Here is a 20,044-nt window from a genome sequence, read left to right on the forward strand (position 1 = left end):
CGGGCCTCCTGGCCGTTCAGGCGGGGATCACTCCCACTCGATGGTGCCCGGCGGCTTGCTCGTCACGTCCAGCACGACCCGGTTGACCTCCGCCACCTCGTTGGTGATGCGGGTCGAGATGCGCTCCAGCACGTCGTACGGCAGGCGCGTCCAGTCCGCCGTCATGGCGTCCTCGCTGGACACCGGCCGCAGCACGACCGGGTGGCCGTAGGTGCGGCCGTCGCCCTGGACGCCGACGCTGCGCACGTCCGCCAGCAGCACCACGGGGCACTGCCAGATCTGCCGGTCGAGGCCCGCGCTGGTCAGCTCCTCGCGGGCGATGGCGTCGGCCTTGCGCAGGATCTCCAGCCGCTCGGCGGTCACCTCGCCGATGATCCGGATGCCCAGGCCCGGCCCGGGGAACGGCTGCCGCTGCACGATCGTCTCCGGCAGGCCCAGCTCGGTGCCGACCCGGCGCACCTCGTCCTTGAACAGCGCGCGCAGCGGCTCGACGAGGGTGAACTGGAGGTCGTCCGGCAGGCCGCCGACGTTGTGGTGGCTCTTGATGTTCGCCGCGCCCGCGCCGCCGCCGGACTCGACCACGTCCGGGTACAGCGTGCCCTGCACGAGGAACCCGTAGTCGCCCTCGGCCTTGAGGTCGCGCTCGGCCTGCTCGAAGACGCGGATGAACTCGCGCCCGATGATCTTGCGCTTCTCCTCGGGGTCCGTGACGCCGGCCAGGGCGCCCAGGAACCGCTCGCGGGCGTCCACGGTCACCAGGTTCACGCCGGTCGCGGCCACGAAGTCGCGCTCGACCTGGGCGCGCTCACCGGCGCGCAGCAGGCCGTGGTCGACGAACACGCAGGTCAGGCGGTCACCGATGGCGCGCTGCACGAGTGCCGCGGCCACCGCCGAGTCGACGCCGCCGGACAGGCCGCAGATGGCCTTGCCGTCGCCGACCTGCTCGCGGACGCGCGCCACCTGCTCGTCCACGATCGACGAGGTCGTCCACTGGGGGCGGATGCCCGCGATCTCGTGCAGGAACCGGCGCAGCACCTCCTGGCCGTGCGGCGAGTGCCCCACCTCCGGGTGGTACTGCACGCCCGCGAACCGGCGCTCCCGGTTCTCGAACGCGGCCACCGGCGCGCCCTCGCTGGTCGCGGTCACGGTGAAGCCCTCGGGTGCCTTGGTCACCGAGTCGCCGTGGCTCATCCACACGGGGTGGCTGGCGGGCAGCTCCTCGTGCAGGAGGCCGCCGGACGCCCGCACGCCCAGCTCGGTGCGGCCGTACTCGCGGACGCCGGTGCGCTCGACCGTGCCGCCGAGGGCGCCCGCCATGGCCTGGAAGCCGTAGCAGATGCCGAACACCGGCACGTCGACGTCGAACAGCTTCGGGTCCACCTGCGGGGCGCCGGGCTCGTAGACGCTGGACGGCCCGCCGGACAGCACGATGGCGGCCGGGTCGCGTTCGAGCAGCTCCGCCACGGGTGTGGTGTGCGGGACGACTTCCGAGTAGACCTGCGCCTCCCGGACCCGTCGGGCGATCAGCTGCGCGTACTGCGCGCCGAAGTCGATGACCAGCACAGGGCGGTTGTTGCTCTCGGCCACTGCTGCAAAACCTCTCGTCTGGCGGATTCGCGCAGGTGAAGGATGTCATGCGTGGACGAGGAACTGCTCACCGGAGGCGGGCTCAACGAGGTGGTCCGGGTCGGGGCGACGGTGCGGCGCCCGACCGGGCCGTGGACGCCGAACGTGCACCGGCTGCTGGAACGCCTTGCGCCGCTTGGCATCGCGCCCCGCGCGCACGGCGTGGACGAGCGCGGCCGGGAGGTGCTGACCCACCTGGCGGGTGAGGTGGCCCACCCGCCGCTGCCGGGGTGGGCGCGCTCGGAGGAGGTGCTGGTGGCGGTGGCCCGGCTGGCCCGCCGGCTGCACGACGCGTCGGCCGGGCTCGCGCACGTGCGGGACGGCTGGCAGTTCCCGGCGCTGTCACCCGTCGAGGTGATCTGCCACAACGACCTGGCGCCGTACAACACGGTGTTCCGGGACGGCCTGCCGGTCGCGTTCATCGACTTCGACGGGGCCCGGCCGGGGCCGCGCTGGTGGGACCTCGCCTACACCGCGTACTGCCTGGTGCCGTTCTCGCCCGAGTGGGGGACACCCGACGAGCAGTGGCGGCGGGCGGAGCTGTTCTGCGCGGCCTACGGCACCGGGGTGACGGGCCTGGGGGCGCGCGTGCTCGCCCGGTTGGACGACATGGTGACCATGATCCGGGAGCGCCCGGAGTTCCACCGGCAGCGCGCGGAGCGCCACGACGAGTACTACCTCGGGCACGCGGTGTATGTGAAAGAGCACTTCCAAGATCGATAGGTAGAACCAACCCGGACGGGCATACGGTGTGGCCCATGGACGCGACCACCCCCGAGCCGAGGCCCTGCTGGATCGCCGGACACGCCGAGCAGGGCGTGCGGGCCATCACCGTCTTCCACCCGTTCGACGGCACGGAGGTGGCGTCGGTCGCGGTGCCGGGACCCGATCAGGTGGAGCGGGCCGTGGCCGCCGCGGCGGCCGTCGCCAAGGAGTTCCGGCGCACGCCGGCGCACGTCCGTGCCACCGCGCTGGTGCAGGTTTCCGAAGCGTTGGCCGAGCGCGCCGAGGAGATCGCCGAGACGATCACGGCGGAGAACGGCAAGCCGCTGCGGTGGGCGGAGATCGAGGTCCAGCGGGCCGTGAACACGTTCCGGTTCGCCGCCGAGGAGGCCCGCCGGTTCACCGGCGACCTCCAGCGCCTCGACACCGACCCGAACGGCGAGGGGCGGCTGGCCCTCGTGCGCCGGGTGCCGCGCGGCCCCGTGCTGGCCGTGGCGCCGTTCAACTTCCCGCTGAACCTGGTGGCGCACAAGGTCGCGCCCGCGCTGGCGGTCGGCGCGCCGGTGATCGTGAAGCCCGCGTCGGCGACGCCGCTGTCCGCGCTGCTGCTCGGCGAGCTGCTGGCGGCGACCGACCTGCCCGAGGGCGCGTTCTCCGTGCTGCCGGTGCGCGGCGGCGACATGAAGTCGCTGGTGACCGACGAGCGGCTGCCGGTCATCTCGTTCACCGGCTCGACCTCGGTCGGCTGGTCGCTGATGGACGACGCGCCGCGCAAGCACGTCGTGATGGAGCTGGGGTCGAACTCGGCGGCCGTCGTGTGCCCGGACTGGCCGGACCTGGACCTCGCGGCCTCGCGGATCGCCACGTTCGGCAACTACCAGGCCGGGCAGTCGTGCATCGCCGTGCAGCGGGTGATCGTGCACCGGGACGTGGCGGACGAGTTCGTGCCGAAGCTGGTGGCGGCCGTGCGGTCGCTGCGGACCGGCGACCCGCACGACCCCGAGGTCGAGGTCGGGCCGCTGATCGACGAGGACAACGCGCGCCGGGTCGAGGAGTGGGTGGCCGAGGCCGTCGCGGGCGGGGCGACCCTGCACGTGGGCGGCGGGCGCACCGGCACCACGGTCGAGCCGACCGTGGTGCAGGACGTGCCGGAGACGGCGAAGCTGTGGCACCAGGAGGTGTTCGGGCCGGTGCTCGCGGTGTCCGTGGTGGACTCGGTCGCGGAGGCGTTCGAGCAGGCCAACGCCACCGACTACGGGTTGCAGGCCGGTGTGTTCACCCGTGACGTGGCGGTCGCCTTCGAGGCGGCGGCCGAGCTGGAGGTCGGCGGCGTGATCATCGGCGACGTGCCGTCCTACCGGGCCGACCAGATGCCGTACGGCGGCGTGAAGGGCTCGGGCACGGGCCGCGAGGGCGTGCGGTCGGCGATGGAGGACTTCACCGAGGAGCGCACGATGGTGCTCACCGGCATCACCGTGTGAGCGCCTTGGCGACGGCCACGAGGCCGTCGACGAGCGCGCCGGGGTCGGAGCCGGTGGACAGGGCCCGCAGCTTGAGCCCCATCACCATGGCGACGACGGCCCCGGCGACCTCGTCGGCGACCTCGACGCCGATGGAGGCGAGCACGGTCGAGGCCAGCTCGTCGTACGCGGCGAAGCACTCGGCGGCGGCGGCGCGCAGCTCCGGGTCGCGCCCGGCGTGCAGGTACAGCTCGTAGGGGGCGATCCGGTCGCTGTCCGCCGGGGTCGCCTCGCCGACCTGGCACACCACCTCGACGACCTGCTCCAGGTCGGCGCACCCGGCCTGGTTCTCCCGCGCCAGGTCGGCGAACCGGCGCGTCTCCTCGGCGACGAAGTGCCGCATGCTCTCCCGCAGCAGGTCCTGCTGCGTGGCGAAGTGGTAGGTGATCGAGCCGAGCGAGACGCCCGCCTCCTGGGCGATGCGCCGGTTGGTCACGCCGGCGACGCCGTCCTCGCCGATGATCCGCAGCACGGCGCCGACGATCCGCTGCCGGGTTTCGACGGGCTTGGTCATAGCGCCATTCTCCCCTGCCGCCCGGTGTCCCCCCGCGCGCCCGCCGGATCGCTCCCGCTCCCCGCCGAACACCGCCGGTGATACTGTTCGTTCGAACGAACAATACGTCTCGGGGAGGGTCAATGCACGTCAGGGGAATGACCGCGCTGGTCACCGGCGCCTCCGGCGGGCTCGGGCAGGCCATCGCCCGCCGCCTGGCCGACGAGGGCGCGACGCTCGTGCTCACCGGCCGCCGGGTCGCCGAGCTGGAGCGGGTCGCCGACGCGACCGGCGCCCGCGTCGTCGTCGCGGACCTCGCCGACCCGGCCGACGTGACCCGGCTGGCCGAGGAGGCGGGCGAGGTGGACGTGCTCGTCGCCAACGCCGCGCTGCCCGCCAACGGCCCGGTCCTCGACTTCACGCCGGAGCAGGTCAAGCGCGCGCTCGCGGTCAACCTCGAAGCGCCGATCACCCTCACCCACGCCCTCGTGCCGGGGATGGTGGCGCGCGGGCACGGCCACGTCGTGCACATCGGCTCGCTCGCGGGCAAGGTCGCGAGCGCCTACTCCGCGCTCTACAACGCGTCCAAGTTCGGCCTGCGCGGCTTCAGCCTCGGGCTGCGCGAGGACCTGCGCGGCACCGGCGTCGGCGTCTCGGTCGTGGAGCCGGGCGTGGTGCGCGACGCCGGCATGTTCGTCGAGGCGGGCGGCGTGGCGCCCAAGGGCGTGCGGACCGTGTCGCCGGAGCAGGTCGCGGACGCCGTGCTCGCCTCGATCACCCGGGACCTGGCCGAGGTCACCGTGGCGCCGCCGGAGCTGAAGGCCGCCGCCGCGCTGGGCGGGACGTTCCCGGCGTTCTCGTCGTGGTTGCAGCGCCGGTTGGCCACCGGCGAGATGCAGCGCCGCATGGCCGGCCCGAACCGGGCGAAGCGCTGATGGCGGGCCCGGCCGCCCCGGCGCTCCCCCACCCGCGCTGGCGGGTGCCGGTCCTCGGCGACGTGGTGGGCCTGGACCTCCGCGCGCCCGTGCAGGACTCGATGCGGCACGGCCGCGAGCTGGGACCGATCTTCGCCCGCAAGTTCCTCGACCGGGAGATCGTGTTCGTCGGCGGCGCGGCGCTGGCCGCCGACCTGGCCGACGAGGCGCGGTTCACCAAGCACCTGGGCGTGGGCGTGGAGGCGCTGCGCGACATCGGCGGCGACGGGCTGTTCACCGCCTACAACGAGGAGCCGAACTGGAGGGCGGCGCACGACGTGCTGCTGCCCGGGTTCACCCAGGCCGCGATGCGCGGCTACCACCCGACGATGGTCGACGTGACCTCGCGGCTGGTGGCGAAGTGGGACCGCGGCGGACCCGTGGACGTGTCGGCGGACATGACCGCGCTGACGCTGGAGACCATCGGCCGGGTCGGGTTCGGGTACTCCTTCGACTCGTTCGAGCGGACCGGCGCGCACCCGTTCGTGAGCGCCATGACCGGCTCGCTGCGGTACGCGCAGCGCAAGGGCTTCACGTTCCCGCTGGTGCGCAAGCTGTTCGGCGCGCGGGCGGCGGAGCGGTACCGGCGCGACCTCGCGTACCTCGCCGAGGTGGTGGACGAGGTGATCCGGGCGCGGCGCGGGAAGGGCGGCGCGGACCTGCTGGCGCTGATGCTGGGCTCCGGCGCGCTGGACGAGGTGAACATCCGCAACCAGGTGATCACGTTCCTCGTCGCCGGGCACGAGACGACGTCCGGCGCGCTGTCGTTCGCCCTGCACTACCTGGCGCGCGACCCGGCGGTGGCGGACCGGGCGCGCGCCGAGGTCGACGCGGTGTGGGGCTCGGCGGAGGTCCCGGAGTTCGAGCAGGTCGCGAAGCTGCGGTACGTGCGGCGGGTGCTCGACGAGGCGCTGCGGCTGTGGCCGACCGCGCCCGCGTTCGCGCGCCAGGCGCGGCACGACACCGTGCTGGGCGGGCGGTACCCGATGAAGGCCGGCCACTGGGCGCTCGTGCTGCTGCCGCTGCTGCACCGCGACCCCGCGGTGTGGCCGTCGCCGGAGGAGTTCGACCCGGACCGGTTCGCGCCCGAGCGGGTCCGCGCCCGGCCCGCGCACGTCTACAAGCCGTTCGGGACGGGTGAGCGGGCGTGCATCGGGCGGCAGTTCGCGGTGCACGAGGCCACGCTGGCGCTGGGCACGCTGCTGCGCCGCTACGACCTCGTGGGGTCGCCGGACTACCGGCTGCGGGTCGCGGAGACGTTGACGCTCAAGCCCGAGGGGTTCACGCTCACGCCCCGTCGCCGCTGAGGCGGTCCGGGCCGCGGAGGGCGGCCAGCACCTCGCGCTCGTGCTCGGCGGTCCAGATCCGCGGCCAGTCCACGCCGTCGCACTCGTCCCAGTAGCGCTGCACGTCGAACGGCAGGCCGTGCTCGAACCCCGGCCACCGGCCGTAGCGCGGGGCGAGCGCGGCGCGCGCGGCCTCGTACGCGTCGCGCACCGAGCCGCCGGAGACGTGCGCCGTGCCGACGGTGCGGCGCAGCCCGTCCAGGTAGCGGCGGGACCGGGCGACGGCCGCCTCCACCTCGGCCCTGTCCCGCGCGGGCGCGCCCCGCCCGCCGACGAGCTGCTCCGCGCCCAGCGCCGCCACCCGGTCGAGGGTCGAGGTGGCCCACTCGTCGTGGAACGCCTCCCCGCCGCACGGCGCGGCGTGCGGCTCCACCAGGTCGCCCGCGAACAGGACGCGCTGGTGCGGCAGCCACACCACCGCGTCGCCCGCGGTGTGCCCGCGACCGGCGTGCCGCAGCTCGACCACGCCCCGGTCACCGCCGAGCGGGATGGTCAGCCGGTCGGAGAACGTCAGGGTCGGCCAGGTCAGGTCGGGGACGCCGCCGGGGTCCCCGAACAGCCGGGGCGACCGGGCCCGCGCCCGCTCCCGGTCCGCGCGACCGCGTTCGGCGATCAGCGCGCGGGTGTTCTCGTGCGCGACGACCTCGCGCGCGCCGAACGCGGGGGCGCCCAGCGCCCGCACCGCGTGGTAGTGGGTCAGGACGAGGTGGCGGACCGGTTTGCCGGTGCGCCGGCGCAGCACGTCGAGCCAGCGGCGGGTGGCGCCCGGCGTGGCGCGGGCGTCCACGCAGACCAGGAAGTCCTCCCCCTCGACGGCACCCACGTTCGGGTGATCCTCGGCGGTGAGGGCGTAGACGCCCTCGGCCAGTTCGACGAGGACCCCGTCCGCGGGGTCGGGCGCGAGCGGGGCCACACCCCCACCATAGGGGTGTTCCGGTCACACCGAGTGATTGCCCGTTGACGGGCCGGTCAGCGGGCCCTCAGGACGTCCTGACCTCCACGACCGGCAACCGCAGCGCGCCCGGCGCGTGCGCGGGGACGGCGGGGGCCTTCGGCGCCACGGGGGCGATCCGCCGGTACCCCTCCCCCTGCGCCGGGCGCCGGTCCGGTTCGCCCTTGTTCGGCCAGAGCGAGAACGCGCGCTCGGCCTGCGCGGTGATGGTGAGGGACGGGTTGACGCCCAGGTTGGCCGAGATCGCGGCCCCGTCGACGACCGACAGGGTCGGGTAGCCCCAGGCGCGGTGGTACGGGTCGATGACGCCCGCCGCCGGGTCGGAGCCGATGGGGCAGCCGCCGATGAAGTGGGCGGTGAGGGGGATGTTGACCAGCTCGCCCCAGGTGCCGCCCGCGATGCCGCCGATGATCCTCGCCGCCCGCGTGTTCGCCTCGTGCCCGGCCGGGATGAACGTCGGGTTCGGCTCGCCGTGCCCCTGCTTCGACGACAGCCCGCGGCGGCCGAACAGCCCTTTGCGGCTGTACGTGGTGATCGAGTTGTCCAGGCTCTGCATCACCAGCAGGATCACCGTCCGCTCGCTCCACCGGTGCACGGACAGCAGCCGCGCCAGGCGGACCGGGTGGCGGACCGCCTGCACCAGGAACTGGAGGATGCGCGGCGTGGACTTCGCGCCGTCCGTGGCCAGCGTCTGGAGCAGCCCCATGACGTTGCTGCCCCGGCCGTACCGCACCGGCTCGACGTGGGTCTGCTCGTCCGGGTGGATGGACGAGGTGATCGCCACGCCCCGGCTGAAGTTCCGCTCCTCGTCCACGGTGAACCGGCCCGCGCCGATGATCGCCTCGGAGTTGGTCCGGGTCAGCTCGCCCAGCCTCGGCGACAGCCCCGGCAGCGCGCCGGTGGCCTTCATCCGGTGCAGCAGCTGCTGGGTGCCCCACGTGCCGGCGGCCAGCACGACCTGTCCGGCGGTGATCGTGCGGCGGCCCCGGCGGACCTTGGCGCCCGTGCGCCGGGTGTCCACCGCCCACGTGCCGTCCGGCGCCTGCCGCAGGTCGGTGACGGTGGTGAGCGGCAGCACGGTGGCCCCGTTCCGCTCGGCCAGGTACAGGTAGTTCTTGACCAGGGTGTTCTTCGCGCCGACCCGGCAGCCGGACATGCACGCGCCGCACTGGGTGCAGCCGGTCCGGGCGGGTCCCGCGCCGCCGAAGTACGGGTCCTCGGCCCGTCGGCCGGGCTCGCCGAAGTACACGCCGACCGGCGTCGGGTGGTAGGTGTCGGCCACGCCCATCTCGGCCGCGACCTGCTGCATCACCACGTCCGACGGCGTGGTGGTCGGGTTCTCCACGACGCCGAGCACCCGCGACGCCTGGTCGTAGAACGGCGCCAGCTCGGACTCCCAGTCGGTGATGTGCGCCCACTGGCGGTCCTGGTAGAACGGCTTGAGCGGCCGGTACAGCGTGTTGGCGTAGACGAGGGACCCGCCGCCGACGCCGGAGCCCGCCAGCACCATCACGTTGCGCAGGGCGTGGATGCGCTGGATGCCGTAGCAGCCCAGGGCGGGCGCCCACAGGTAGCGGCGCAGGTTCCACGACGTCGTGGCGAACTCGTCGTCGGCGAACCGGCGACCGGCCTCGACGACGGCCACCCGGTAGCCCTTCTCGACCAGCCTGAGCGCGGCGACGCTGCCGCCGAAGCCAGAGCCCACGACCACGACGTCGAAGTCGGTGTTGTTACCGGCGAGTTCACCCATGCCCGCGAGGTTAGGCGTAACTTCCGGTAACAGCTAGTTCTCAATCGGTTCAGACGCCCGCACGCGAAAGGGCCCCCGCCGGAGCGGAGGCCCTCCGCGCACGACCGGTCAGCCGCGGATCGTCAGGCCGACCTTCTGGAACTCCTTCAGGTCGGAGTAGCCCGTCTTGGCCATCGCCCGGCGCAGCGAGCCGAACAGGTTCGTCACGCCCCGCGGGTCCACCGACGGACCGAACAGCAGGCTGCGCAGGTCCACGACCTGGTCCACGCCCGTCGACACGTGGCTGCGCGGCACCGAGGGGTGCGCCGACGCCGCCGTCCAGTACAGGCCCTGCGCGGGCGCCTCCGCCGCGGCGGCCAGCGGCTCGCCCAGCATCACCGCGTCCGCGCCGCAGGCGATCGACTTCGCCACGTCACCGCTGGTCAGCACGCCGCCGTCGGCGATCACGTGCACGTACCGGCCACCGGTCTCGTCCAGGTAGTCCCGGCGCGCGGCGGCGGCGTCCGCGATGGCCGTGGCCATCGGCACGCCGATGCCCAGCACCGCGTCCGTCGTCGTCACGCCCGGCGTGTAGCCGTAGCCGACGATCACGCCCGCCGCGCCCGTGCGCATCAGGTGCATCGCGGTCCGGTAGTCGCCGACGCCGCCCGCGATGACCGGCACGTCCAGGTCCGCGATGAACGACTTCAGGTTCAGCGGCTCCCCGTCGCGCGACACGTGCTCCGCGGAGATGATCGTGCCCTGCACGACCAGCACCTCCACGCCCGCCGCCAGCAGGTCCGGGGTCAGCTCGGCGGCCCGCTGCGGGCTGACCCGCACCGCGACCGTCACGCCCGACTCGCGCACCTGCTTGATCGCCTCGGCGATCAGGTCCATCCGGACCGGGGCGGAGTGCAGCTCCTGGAGCACCCTGACCGGCGCGGCCGGGTCGTCGGTGTCCTCCACCGACTGCACCAGGCGGAACAGCGCCTCCTCCACGTCGCCGTGCCGGGCCCACAGGCCCTCCGCGTTGAGGACGCCCAGGCCGCCCAGCTCGCCGATCGCGACCGCCGTGCCCGGCGACACGATGGCGTCGGTCGGGTGGGTGATCAGCGGGATCTCGAACCGGTAGGCGTCGATCTGCCACGCCGTCGAGACGTCCTTCGAGGACCGGGTCCTCCGGGACGGGATGATCTCGACGTCGTCCAGCTCGTAGGCCCGCCTCGCGGTCCGGCCCATGCCGATCTCGACCAGATCGCGCACCTCAGTCGTCCTTCCGTGGAACCAGCAGAACCAGTGGACCTTAGCTCAGCACCGCCCGGTTCAGCGGGTCGTGTAGTTCGGCGCCTCGACGGTCATGGTGATGTCGTGCGGGTGGCTCTCCTTCAGGCCGGCCGCCGTGATCCGCACCAGCTGCTTCTGCTGGAGGTCGGCGATCGTCCGGGAGCCGGTGTAGCCCATCGCGGCGCGCAGGCCGCCGGTGAGCTGGTGCACGACCGTGGACAGCGGCCCGCGGAACGGCGTGCGGCCCTCGATGCCCTCGGGCACCAGCTTGTCCTCGGACAGCACGTCGTCCTGGAAGTAGCGGTCCTTCGAGTACGACTTGCCCTGGCCGCGGCCCTGGAGCGCGGCCAGCGAGCCCATGCCCCGGTAGGTCTTGAACTGCTTGCCGTTGACCAGCACCAGCTCGCCCGGCGCCTCCGCGGTGCCCGCCAGCAGGCTGCCCAGCATGACCGCGCTCGCCCCGGCCGCGATGGCCTTCGCGATGTCGCCGGAGTACTGGATGCCGCCGTCGCCGATGACCGGCACGCCGGCCGGGCCGCACGCCAGGCTCGCCTCGTAGATCGCGGTGATCTGCGGCACGCCCACGCCCGCCACGACGCGCGTGGTGCAGATGGAGCCGGGGCCGACGCCGACCTTCACGCCGTCCGCGCCCGCGTCCACCAGGGCCTGCGCGCCGGCGCGGGTGGCGACGTTGCCGCCGACCACGTCCACCTCGTCGCCCAGCTCCTTCTTCACCCGGGCGACCATCTCCAGCACGTTGCGCTGGTGGCCGTGCGCGGTGTCGACCATGATCACGTCCACGCCCGCCTCGGCGAGCGCCATGGCGCGGGCGAAGCTGTCCTCGCCGACGCCGATCGCGGCGGCGCACAGCAGCCGGCCGTCCGGGTCCTTCGAGGCGTTCGGGTACTGCTCGGTCTTGACGAAGTCCTTGACCGTGATCAGGCCGCGCAGCTTGCCGTCGCCGTCCACGATCGGCAGCTTCTCGATCTTGTGCCGGCGGAGCAGGCCCAGCGCGGCGTCCGCGGACACGCCCACCTGGGCGGTGACCAGCGGGCCCTTGGTCATGACCTCGCTGACCCGACGCGAGTGGTCGACCTCGAACCGCATGTCGCGGTTGGTGATGATGCCCACCAGCTTGCCGCTCGCGTCGGTCACCGGCACGCCGGAGATGCGGTAGCGGGCGCACAGCTCGTCCACGTGCTTGATGGTGTCGTCGGGCGTGCAGGTGACCGGGTCGCTCACCATGCCCGCCTCGGAGCGCTTGACCGTCTCCACCTGGCGGGCCTGCTCGTCGACGGAGAGGTTGCGGTGCAGCACGCCGATGCCGCCCTGGCGGGCCATCGAGATGGCCATCCGGCCCTCGGTCACGGTGTCCATGGCGGCCGAGGCCAGCGGGACCCGGAGCGAGGTGTTGCGGGAGATCCTGGTGGCCGTGTCCACACCGCTCGGCACGATCTCGGATTCGGCGGGCAGCAGCAGTACGTCGTCGAAGGTCAGTCCCAGCATGGCGAACTTGGTCGGGACTCCGTCAGCGTTGAGCTCGCTGGTCATGGCGGCTGGCTTGCCTTCCGTCGTGCGGTGATCCCGCCGCCGCGGATCGGGTTTCCACAGGCGGCGATGGGTTCAGCCCATGGTATCTGGACGTGGTCGGGGGTCCGCCCGGTACCGTGCGGGGTCGTGCCGCACGACGCGTTGCCACCAGACCCGTTCGCGGGGGACCCGGACGACCCGGCCAGGGAGCTCGGCGAACCCGACCACGACCACGACCACCCGCCGATGGACGACGACGAGCGGGCCGAGCTGATCGGCGACCTCAGCGACCTCGCCGTCTACCAGGCGCTGCTGGAACCCCGTGCCGTGCGCGGGATCGTGGTCGACTGCGGCGAGTGCCAGGAGCCGCACTACCACGACTGGGCGCTGCTCCGGTCGAGCCTGGAGCAGCTGCTGGCCGACGGTCGGATGCGCCCGCACGAACCCGCGTACGACCCGGACCCGGCGTCCTACGTCAGCTGGGAGTACTGCCGCGGCTACGCGGACGGGGTCACCGCGACCGAGAGCGCCCGCTGACGGTGTGACGAAGCCCGCCCCCCGTGGGGGAGCGGGCTCGGTCACACCTCGTCGTGCCGCCCGGTCAGCCGGGCTCGGGGTCAGTTCTCCGGGACGTCCTGCGTGCCGGCCTCGCCCGGGGACTGGCCCGAGTTGCCCGGCGACTCCGTCTCGCCGCGCGTCCCGCCGGTCCCGCCCGTCGGGTCACCGCTCGACCCACCGGTCGGCTGGGGGTCCGGGCTGACGGTCGTGGTCGTGGTCTCCTCGGGCTGCACCACCGGGGTCGTCGTGGTCGACTCGGCCGGGACGGTCGTCTGGACCGGCAGGTCGGCCGACGGGACCGGGGCGACCGGCTGGGTCGACAGGGCGGGCGAGGGGGGCGTGCCCGTCGGCGTCTGCTCGGTGCTCTCCAGCATCTGCTTGAGCGACTCGTGCGTCTGGGTCAGGTCGCCCTTGTCGTCGTCGGAGACCGACTTCAGGATCTCCCCCGCCTTGTCGAGGATCTCCCCGGCCTCGTCGTAGCGGCCCTCGCGCAGTGCGGCGGTCGCCCGGCCCAGGTCGCCCTTGACCGTGACGGCGGCCTCGACCGACCGCGCGTGGTCGGAGTAGAGGACCCTCGTCAGGCCCCAGAGCGTGTCGCCGGGCTGGGCGTCCCGGGCGACCAGGCTCATCCCGGTGAACGCGATGGCCAGCACGGCCGCGGCGCTCGCGAGGGGGATGAGGAAGCGGTGCCTGCCCCGCTGCTGGGGGCGTGCCGCGGCGATGGTCGCCACGGCGGTGTCGGTGTCGACCAGCTCGCCCACCGGGCGGCTGTCCACCTCTCGCCGCCACGCGAGCAGCAGCGCGTTCAGCTCGTCCTCGACGAGCGCGTCCGCCTGCTCGGTGTCGCGCCCGCCGAGCGCGTCGAGCAGTGCGTCATCAGCTCGGATGCCCGCCAGGTCGTCCCCGGGGCCGACGACCGCGTCATCAGGTTGCGGCGGTCTCTCACCTCGTCCGCGCACGACTTCTCCGTTGCCCTTCCCGTGCTGGTCAACCACTCAGACCACCTCCTCCGACGCCAACGTCTTGCGCAAGCGGGCCAAGGCGCGGTGCTGCGCCACCCGGACCGCGCCAGGCGTGGACCCGACCGCATCGGCGGTCTCCTCGGCCGACAGGCCGACGACCACCCGGAGCAGCAGGATCTCCCGCTGCTTCTCCGGAAGGATCTTCAGGAGGACGGCCATCCGGTCGGACATCTCGCCCTGCATGGCCCGCTGTTCCGGGCCCGCCTCCGTTTCGGGGGCGTCGGGGACTTCCGGGACCGGCTCGGACCGGTTCCGGGCTGCGGAGCGATGAGCGTCGGCCACCTTGTGCGCGGCGATCCCGTAGACGAACGCCAAGAACGGCCGACCCTGGTCGCGATAGCTGGGCAGGGCCGTCAGCACCGCGAGACACACCTCCTGGGCCACGTCGTCCGCCGAAGCGAAAGACCTCTCCTGCCTTCCGACTCGGGCGCGGCAGTACCGCACCACCAGAGGGCGGATGGATGCCAGGAGCCGCTCGATCGCGAGGCGGTCGCCATCGACGGCTGCGCCCACTTCGGCGTCCAGTCCGTCCCCCAAGTTGGTCATCGCAGACAACAGCCCTGGTGTTACGCGTAGGCGTACCGACAACGAACGGCACGGGACGATCGACGTCGCCCGTACCGGTGACGCCTACCGTACCGGTCCGACCGCCCTCAGGAGGGCAACGGGTGCGCACTTCGCGCGTGACCAGCGGACACGCCGAGCGCAACGAGCCGGCCCGGCGACGATGACGTCGACCGGGCCGGCAAGAGGGAGGAACCGGTGTGACCCGTCCTACGAGACGAGGCCGCGCCGGAAGCCGTGCGCGACGGCCTGGGCGCGGTCGCGCACGCCGAGCTTGCGGAACAAGCGCCGCGCGTGCGTCTTCACCGTGTCCTCGGACAGGTAGAGCTCGCGCCCGATCTGCCCGTTGCTCTTGCCCTGGCTCATCCCGCGCAGTACCTGGAGCTCGCGCTCCGTCAGCTGCACGCCCGGGTCGGACGGCTGGCGCGGCGCGGGCACGCTGGTGCTCGCGAGCGTGTGCGCCAGCGCGGCCACCAACTCCGGGCGCGAGGCGTCCCAGCGGAGGTACCCGCGGGCCCCGCCGGCGATCGCGGCGGCGATGCTGCCCGCGTCGTCCGGTGCGCCGAAGACGATGACGTTTGCCTGCGGGTTGGCCGAGACGAGTCGCCGGGTCGCTTCGACCCCGGTCGGCACGGCGCGCTGGGTTCCCACCAGTACGACGTCGACCGGCTGCCTGGAGAAGCGCGCCAACAACTCGTCACCGTGCGCTACGCAGTCGATGCGGCTAACCCCGGGGACAGCCGACATCACGCGGGTGAGACCCTCCCGCACACTGCGCCGGTCGTCGCAAATAAGGACCGTGGTCACGGGGACTCCTTCCTGCAGCCGAGTGACGTTCCATATCCCCTATCGGACGCTAGGGGCCGAACCTTGACACGATCCGGTGCTTAATCCGTCAAGAACTTCGCCTCGGGGTCTGCGTTCGGGGGTTCCCCGGAACGGAGCAGCGATGTCGGGACCCAAGGCGAGCGCTCGGCCAATCGTCGGCCAATGGGATCGGCCCGTCTCAACACGCAGCTCAGAGCGCTTTTCGCACGATCTCTCATGTTCCAGCCATCCGCAGAAGTGCGGTCTGCCTGGGCGTTTGCGAGCACGAGTGCCGCTGGCCAGGACAACGACAGGAGGCCCGTTCGGTACGTGTGATTTAGGTCACAGTGCAGCATTCGGGTCCCCCTGTCAACGCTTTCGGGGGTCCCCAGGACCACCAGGGCGGTACCCAGGACGAGGTCCGACTTGAGGGTGTGGCGCAGGGCCCCGGCCTCGCGGGCGAGTGACGCGGCCACCTCGGCCGGAGCAACGGCTCGCTCCGCGTGACCACCGGCCAACTCGACCTCGGCGGCCACCCAGGCGTGGCGGACGCGCGTGCGCCAGCCCACCGGTTCGACCCGCGCGTGCAGCCGGCGGGCCTCGCCGAGCCTGCCCGCGCCCAGGGCGTCCGCCGCCAGGCCGAGCAGCGCGTCGGCGCGGGCGCCCGCCGCGTCCACGCCGTCGGGGTCCTCCGCTCCCCCGGCGGCGGGCGCGGTCGCGAGCGCCACGGCGTCGAGGCGGCGCGCGGCGGCGTGGCCACCGAGCTGGCGGCGGTGCGAGGCCAGCGCGGAGGCCGCCAGCGACCCGAACAGCCCGCCGCCCCGGACCAGCCCGCCCAGCGCCGACGCCGCCGCCGCGTAGTGCCCGCGCCCGCCGAGCGCGACGGCGGCGAGCCACCGCTCCTCCGGGCCGCCGCGCAGCCCGGCCCACACGTCGGCGTCGGGCCGGTCGCCGAACGCGGCTCGTCTCAGTTCCACTCCCCCATCCTGCAACCCACCCCCGACAGTCCCGACGACGAGCGCAGGACTCACCCGTCACGAGCGCATGACTCACCCGTCGCGAACGCAGGACTCAGGGGTCCTGAGCGTTGGACTCGCGGGGCCGGAACGTACGACTCTCGCGCGAGTCCGACGCTCGCGACGCGTGAGTCCAACGCTCAGGGCTCGTGAGTCCAACGCTCAGGGCGGGTGAGTTCTGCGTTCGAGGGGGGGAGGGGTGGGTCAGCAGACCGCTTGTTCCAGGCGGTCGGCGGCGGTGGGCAGGTCGGGCAGGCGCTCGGCCGGGCGGGGGACCGCGGCGCGCGCCCAGCCGGGGCCGCCGGCGAAGAAGCGGACCTGCTGGCGGGTCCGGGGCAGGGCGGTGACCAGGACCGGGTCGGCGTAGCGGGACAGCTGGGCCCACACGACCACGGCGGCGGGGGCGGTGCGGCGGACGGCGGCGACCAGGGCGTCCAGCGGGAGGGCGGCGCCCAGGTGGCGGACGCCGACGCCGCGCCGGGACAGTTCGGCGACGAGGGGGTGGAGGGGCAGGTCGTGCCGCTCGCCCGGGGCGCACGCCAGCAGCACCGGCCGGTGGTTGCGGGGCTCGGTGACGATCGGCGTGGCGCGGACCAGGGCAGCCCGGACGCACTCCTCCAGCAGGTGCGCCACCTCGACGCCCTGGCCCGACCGCTCCCGGCGGGCGGCGACGGCGGCCATCACCGGGCGGACCACCTCGTTCCAGGTCGCGACCACGCCGTCGGCCTCGACGGCGTCGGCGAGCAGGGTCTGCGCGGCCGCCGAGTCCAGCGCCAGCACGGCCCGGCCCACGCCCCTGGCCCGCCGGTTCGCGCCCCGCAGCCGCAGGCCGGGTCCGGCAGCCGAGGCGACGGGCCGGCCGGGAGCGGGAGCGGTGGGCGCGGGGCCGGTGGGAGCGGCGCCCGTGAGGGCGTACTCGGCGGCCTCGGCGGACGACGCGCCCCGCTGGAGGGCGCGCCGCATCAGCTCCAGGCGGGCCACGTCGTGCGGGCCGTACTTGCGGTGTCGCCCGGTCGTGTGATCACCAGGTCCGAGGCCGTAGCGCCGGTCCCAGGTACGGAGCGTGGCGGGCGCGACGCCCAGCCTGCGGGCCACGGCGGCCACCGACAGGGTCAGCGGGGGCGCGGGATCGCCCTCTGCCGCAACGGTTTCCCGCTCGCCCTCGGGCGTCGGTCCGGGCCGGTCGGCGGGCGTTGTCACACCGACATCGTGCGTTCACCCGAAGTCACCGGCAACCCCGGGTTTCAACCTCATTCCAACACCCTTCGAATGAATTGCCGCCAATACCTCCTCCGCCCTCTTGAACAAGTTTTGGCGCGGTTCTACGGTGGATCATCGTTAAGCCGAATGGAGCAGTGACGGCCATGGGCCAAGGAGGCGGTCTCGATGGCGGACACCCGAAGGCTTCCCGGTCCCAACGCGGATCTCTGGGACTGGCAGATGCGCGGCTCGTGCCGCGGGATGGACAGCGCGTTCTTCTTCCACCCGGACGGTGAACGCGGACCGGCAAGGGCACGGCGCGAGGCGAGGGCGAAAGCCGTGTGCCTCTCGTGCCCGGTACTGGAGATGTGCCGGCGGCACGCGCTGGCGGTGCAGGAACCGTACGGGATCTGGGGAGGGCTCTCCGAATCCGAACGGGACAGCATCATCAAGGCTCGGAAGAGGCACCTCACGCCGGCCTGACCGAAGAACGCCGAAGGGCGGCACCCGCGTGGGGTGCCGCCCTTCGGCGTCGGAACGCGACCGGGAGGTCCCGGCGGCCGTTCCTCGGTGGTCGTTGCTCAGTGGCCGTGCCCGTGACCGTGGCCGTGACCGGCCGAGGCGGGCTCGTCCTCCTTCTTCTCCACGATGGCGCTCTCCGTGGTGAGCACCATGCGCGCGATGGACGCGGCGTTGGAGACCGCGGAGCGGGTCACCTTCACCGGGTCGATGATCCCGGCCTCCAGCAGGTCGCCGTAGGTCAGGGTCGCGGCGTTGAGGCCGAAGCCCCAGTCGCCCTCGCGCACCTTGTTGACCACGACGGCGCCTTCGAGACCCGCGTTCGCGGCGATCCAGAACAGGGCCGAGCCCAGCGCCTCGCGGACGATGGCGACACCGGTCGCCTCGTCGCCCGACAGGCCGAGCCCGCCGTCGAGGACCTTGGCGGCGTGGATCAGCGCGGAACCGCCACCGGGGACGATGCCCTCCTCCACCGCGGCCTTGGTCGCCGCGACGGCGTCCTCGATGCGGTGCTTGCGCTCCTTGAGCTCGGTCTCGGTGGCCGCGCCGACCTTGATGACCGCGATGCCGCCGGAGAGCTTGGCCAGCCGCTCCTGGAGCTTCTCGCGGTCCCAGTCGGAGTCGGTCGCCTCGATCTCGCGGCGCAGCTGCTCCGCGCGACCCGCCACGTCGGCCTTGGTGCCGCCGCCGTCGACGATGGTGGTGTTGTCCTTGGAGACCACGACGCGGCGGGCGGAGCCCAGCACGTCGAGACCGGCCTCGGACAGCTTCAGGCCCACCTCGGCCGCGATGACCTGGCCGCCGGTGACGACGGCGAGGTCGTCCAGGAACGCCTTGCGGCGGTCGCCGAAGTACGGCGCCTTGACCGCGACGACGCGCAGGGTCTTGCGCAGGGCGTTGACCACCAGGGTGGACAGCGCCTCGCCCTCGACGTCCTCGGCGACGATGACCAGCGGCTTGCCGGCCTCGGCGACCTTCTCCAGGATCGGGAGCAGGTCGGCCAGCGCCGAGATCTTCTCGCGGTGCAGCAGGATGCGGGCGTCCTCGAACACCGTCTCCTGGGCTTCGAGGTCGGTGGCGAAGTGCGCCGACACGTAGCCCTTGTCGAACTGCACGCCCTCGGTGATCTGCAGCTCGGTCGCCATCGAGGAGGACTCCTCGACGGTGATCACGCCGTCCTCGCCGACCTTCTCGATGGCCTCGCCGAGCAGCGCGCCGATCGACTCGTCGCGTGACGACACGGTGCCGACCTGGGCGATGTTGTCGCGGCCCTTGACCGGGGTGGCCTTGCCCTTGAGGGCGTCCACGACGGCGTCGGCGGCGGCGCGGATGCCGACGCCGAGCGACATGGGGTTGGCGCCGGCGGCCACGTTGCGCAGGCCGACCCGGACCATGGCCTGGGCCAGCACGGTCGCGGTGGTGGTGCCGTCACCCGCGACGTCGTTGGTCTTGGTGGCCACGCTCTTGGCGAGCTGCGCGCCGAGGTTCTCGAACGCGTCGTCCAGCTCGATCTCGCGGGCGATGGTCACGCCGTCGTTGGTGACGGTCGGGCCACCGAACTTCTTGTCGAGCACCACGTGCCGGCCGCGCGGACCGAGGGTCACCTTGACCGTGTCCGCGAGCTTGTTCACGCCGCGCTCAAGAGCCCGACGAGCGTCCTCGTCAAAGCTGATCTGCTTGGGCATTGCTTACCTCTCCTGGATGCGAAACGCCCCGGTAGCCCCGGTCATGGGGTCGCCGGGGCGCCTTGCGTGACAGCCGGACGTCAGTTGATGACGGCCAGCACGTCGCGGGCGGAAAGGATGAGGTACTCCTCGCCGTTGTACTTGACCTCGGTGCCGCCGTACTTGGAGTAGATGACGACGTCGCCGACAGCCACGTCCACCGGGACGCGGTTGCCCTTGTCGTCGATCCGGCCGGGGCCGACCGCGAGGACCTTGCCCTCCTGGGGCTTCTCCTTCGCGGTGTCCGGGATCACGAGGCCGGAAGCGGTCGTGGTCTCGGCCTCGCTGGCCTGGACGACGATCTTGTCCTCGAGCGGCTTGATGTTCACGCTCACCGGGCTGACCTCCACGGTCGTCGAAAGCGTTGGCAGGTTGCGTTACGGCTCCTGCCACCCCGCCGTCGCGGGGGTCGGGGCGGTTGCTGGCGCCGTGCATCTAGCACTCTACCCATGCGAGT

General features: G+C 73.1%; 19 protein-coding genes. 6 read left to right on the top strand and 13 right to left on the bottom strand.

The window, feature by feature from the left end:
• Positions 1-27 precede the first annotated feature (27 nt).
• Positions 28-1,587: a glutamine-hydrolyzing GMP synthase gene (gene guaA / locus ACRAKJ_RS38815; protein WP_438922343.1), complete on the bottom strand. Its 1,560-nt coding sequence runs from the start codon at positions 1,585-1,587 to the stop codon at positions 28-30.
• A 51-nt stretch (positions 1,588-1,638) separates the two neighbouring features.
• Between guaA and ACRAKJ_RS38820 the strand changes: the two genes are divergently transcribed.
• Together ACRAKJ_RS38820 and ACRAKJ_RS38825 are read left to right on the top strand one after the other, a co-directional pair.
• On the top strand, positions 1,639-2,349 hold the full coding sequence (locus ACRAKJ_RS38820; RefSeq protein ID WP_438922342.1) for a phosphotransferase: 711 nt from the start codon (positions 1,639-1,641) through the stop codon (positions 2,347-2,349).
• Positions 2,350-2,384: 35 nt separating this feature from the next.
• Positions 2,385-3,830, top strand: coding sequence for an aldehyde dehydrogenase family protein (locus ACRAKJ_RS38825; RefSeq protein ID WP_438922341.1), 1,446 nt, complete (start codon positions 2,385-2,387; stop codon positions 3,828-3,830).
• Here ACRAKJ_RS38825 and ACRAKJ_RS38830 read toward each other — a convergent pair.
• Entirely contained in the window at positions 3,820-4,383 is a 564-nt protein-coding gene (locus tag ACRAKJ_RS38830) for a TetR family transcriptional regulator (protein ID WP_438922340.1), read from the bottom strand. The two genes, ACRAKJ_RS38825 and ACRAKJ_RS38830, sit on opposite strands and share 11 nt — an antisense overlap.
• Positions 4,384-4,505: 122 nt before the next feature.
• Between ACRAKJ_RS38830 and ACRAKJ_RS38835 the strand changes: the two genes are divergently transcribed.
• The gene (locus tag ACRAKJ_RS38835; protein ID WP_438922339.1) at positions 4,506-5,297 is read left to right on the top strand and encodes an SDR family NAD(P)-dependent oxidoreductase; all 792 of its coding nucleotides are present in this window, start codon (positions 4,506-4,508) and stop codon (positions 5,295-5,297) included.
• Positions 5,297-6,643: a cytochrome P450 gene (locus ACRAKJ_RS38840; RefSeq protein ID WP_438922338.1), complete on the top strand. Its 1,347-nt coding sequence runs from the start codon at positions 5,297-5,299 to the stop codon at positions 6,641-6,643. The genes ACRAKJ_RS38835 and ACRAKJ_RS38840 overlap by 1 nt, the downstream gene beginning before the upstream one ends.
• Here ACRAKJ_RS38840 and ACRAKJ_RS38845 read toward each other — a convergent pair.
• The 4 genes from ACRAKJ_RS38845 to guaB all read right to left on the bottom strand — a co-directional run bounded on the left by ACRAKJ_RS38845 (position 6,624) and on the right by guaB (position 12,198).
• Entirely contained in the window at positions 6,624-7,595 is a 972-nt protein-coding gene (locus ACRAKJ_RS38845) for an MBL fold metallo-hydrolase (RefSeq protein ID WP_438922337.1), read from the bottom strand. The two genes, ACRAKJ_RS38840 and ACRAKJ_RS38845, sit on opposite strands and share 20 nt — an antisense overlap.
• Positions 7,596-7,662: 67 nt before the next feature.
• Positions 7,663-9,384, bottom strand: coding sequence for an FAD-dependent oxidoreductase (locus ACRAKJ_RS38850; protein WP_438922336.1), 1,722 nt, complete (start codon positions 9,382-9,384; stop codon positions 7,663-7,665).
• Between the two features lie 108 nt (positions 9,385-9,492).
• The gene (locus ACRAKJ_RS38855) at positions 9,493-10,626 is read right to left on the bottom strand and encodes a GuaB3 family IMP dehydrogenase-related protein (RefSeq protein ID WP_306743583.1); all 1,134 of its coding nucleotides are present in this window, start codon (positions 10,624-10,626) and stop codon (positions 9,493-9,495) included.
• A gap of 60 nt (positions 10,627-10,686) precedes the next feature.
• A complete protein-coding gene (gene guaB / locus ACRAKJ_RS38860; RefSeq protein WP_438922335.1) occupies positions 10,687-12,198 on the bottom strand; it encodes an IMP dehydrogenase in 1,512 nt (503 codons plus the stop codon).
• 66 nt (positions 12,199-12,264) lie between these two features.
• On the opposite strand from guaB, the gene ACRAKJ_RS38865 reads away from it, so the two are divergent.
• Positions 12,265-12,714: a DUF5319 domain-containing protein gene (locus ACRAKJ_RS38865; protein WP_438922334.1), complete on the top strand. Its 450-nt coding sequence runs from the start codon at positions 12,265-12,267 to the stop codon at positions 12,712-12,714.
• A gap of 80 nt (positions 12,715-12,794) precedes the next feature.
• On the opposite strand, the gene ACRAKJ_RS38870 is transcribed toward ACRAKJ_RS38865, so the two are convergent.
• The 5 genes from ACRAKJ_RS38870 to ACRAKJ_RS38890 form a co-directional block, all read right to left on the bottom strand.
• Positions 12,795-13,694 (bottom strand): anti-sigma-D factor RsdA, encoded by a 900-nt coding sequence (locus tag ACRAKJ_RS38870; RefSeq protein ID WP_438922333.1) that lies wholly within the window; start codon positions 13,692-13,694, stop codon positions 12,795-12,797.
• Between the two features lie 36 nt (positions 13,695-13,730).
• Positions 13,731-14,303 carry a sigma-70 family RNA polymerase sigma factor gene (locus tag ACRAKJ_RS38875; RefSeq protein ID WP_438922332.1) on the bottom strand — a complete coding sequence of 191 codons (573 nt, stop codon included), beginning with the start codon at positions 14,301-14,303 and terminating at the stop codon, positions 13,731-13,733.
• A gap of 228 nt (positions 14,304-14,531) precedes the next feature.
• Positions 14,532-15,128, bottom strand: coding sequence for a response regulator transcription factor (locus ACRAKJ_RS38880; RefSeq protein WP_015805222.1), 597 nt, complete (start codon positions 15,126-15,128; stop codon positions 14,532-14,534).
• A gap of 80 nt (positions 15,129-15,208) precedes the next feature.
• On the bottom strand, positions 15,209-16,105 hold the full coding sequence (locus tag ACRAKJ_RS38885) for a hypothetical protein (protein ID WP_438922331.1): 897 nt from the start codon (positions 16,103-16,105) through the stop codon (positions 15,209-15,211).
• 243 nt (positions 16,106-16,348) lie between these two features.
• Positions 16,349-17,344 carry a MerR family transcriptional regulator gene (locus ACRAKJ_RS38890; RefSeq protein ID WP_438922330.1) on the bottom strand — a complete coding sequence of 332 codons (996 nt, stop codon included), beginning with the start codon at positions 17,342-17,344 and terminating at the stop codon, positions 16,349-16,351.
• A gap of 186 nt (positions 17,345-17,530) precedes the next feature.
• Here ACRAKJ_RS38890 and ACRAKJ_RS38895 point away from each other — a divergent pair, with 186 nt between their 5' ends.
• Positions 17,531-17,827, top strand: coding sequence for a WhiB family transcriptional regulator (locus ACRAKJ_RS38895; RefSeq protein WP_438922329.1), 297 nt, complete (start codon positions 17,531-17,533; stop codon positions 17,825-17,827).
• 98 nt (positions 17,828-17,925) lie between these two features.
• Here ACRAKJ_RS38895 and groL read toward each other — a convergent pair whose 3' ends face one another.
• Complete coding sequence (gene groL / locus ACRAKJ_RS38900) at positions 17,926-19,548, bottom strand: chaperonin GroEL (RefSeq protein WP_438922328.1); 1,623 nt, start codon at positions 19,546-19,548, stop codon at positions 17,926-17,928.
• Positions 19,549-19,628: 80 nt separating this feature from the next.
• Positions 19,629-19,922 (bottom strand): co-chaperone GroES, encoded by a 294-nt coding sequence (gene groES, locus ACRAKJ_RS38905; RefSeq protein ID WP_033428811.1) that lies wholly within the window; start codon positions 19,920-19,922, stop codon positions 19,629-19,631.
• Positions 19,923-20,044: the final 122 nt, after the last annotated feature.

This window comes from Saccharothrix sp. DSM 118769, assembly GCF_052936295.1.

What these genes read in the sequence shown, in the direction of transcription:
- ACRAKJ_RS38825 (WP_438922341.1), top strand. Translation starts at nt 2,385, where the DNA reads ATGGACGCGACCACCCCCGAGCCGAGGCCCTGCTGGATCGCCGGACAC.
- ACRAKJ_RS38830 (WP_438922340.1), bottom strand. Translation starts at nt 4,383, where the DNA reads ATGACCAAGCCCGTCGAAACCCGGCAGCGGATCGTCGGCGCCGTGCTG.
- ACRAKJ_RS38835 (WP_438922339.1), top strand. Translation starts at nt 4,506, where the DNA reads ATGCACGTCAGGGGAATGACCGCGCTGGTCACCGGCGCCTCCGGCGGG.
- ACRAKJ_RS38840 (WP_438922338.1), top strand. Translation starts at nt 5,297, where the DNA reads ATGGCGGGCCCGGCCGCCCCGGCGCTCCCCCACCCGCGCTGGCGGGTG.
- ACRAKJ_RS38850 (WP_438922336.1), bottom strand. Translation starts at nt 9,384, where the DNA reads ATGGGTGAACTCGCCGGTAACAACACCGACTTCGACGTCGTGGTCGTG.
- guaB (WP_438922335.1), bottom strand. Translation starts at nt 12,198, where the DNA reads ATGACCAGCGAGCTCAACGCTGACGGAGTCCCGACCAAGTTCGCCATG.
- ACRAKJ_RS38865 (WP_438922334.1), top strand. Translation starts at nt 12,265, where the DNA reads ATGGGTTCAGCCCATGGTATCTGGACGTGGTCGGGGGTCCGCCCGGTA.
- ACRAKJ_RS38875 (WP_438922332.1), bottom strand. Translation starts at nt 14,303, where the DNA reads ATGACCAACTTGGGGGACGGACTGGACGCCGAAGTGGGCGCAGCCGTC.
- ACRAKJ_RS38895 (WP_438922329.1), top strand. Translation starts at nt 17,531, where the DNA reads ATGGCGGACACCCGAAGGCTTCCCGGTCCCAACGCGGATCTCTGGGAC.
- groL (WP_438922328.1), bottom strand. Translation starts at nt 19,548, where the DNA reads ATGCCCAAGCAGATCAGCTTTGACGAGGACGCTCGTCGGGCTCTTGAG.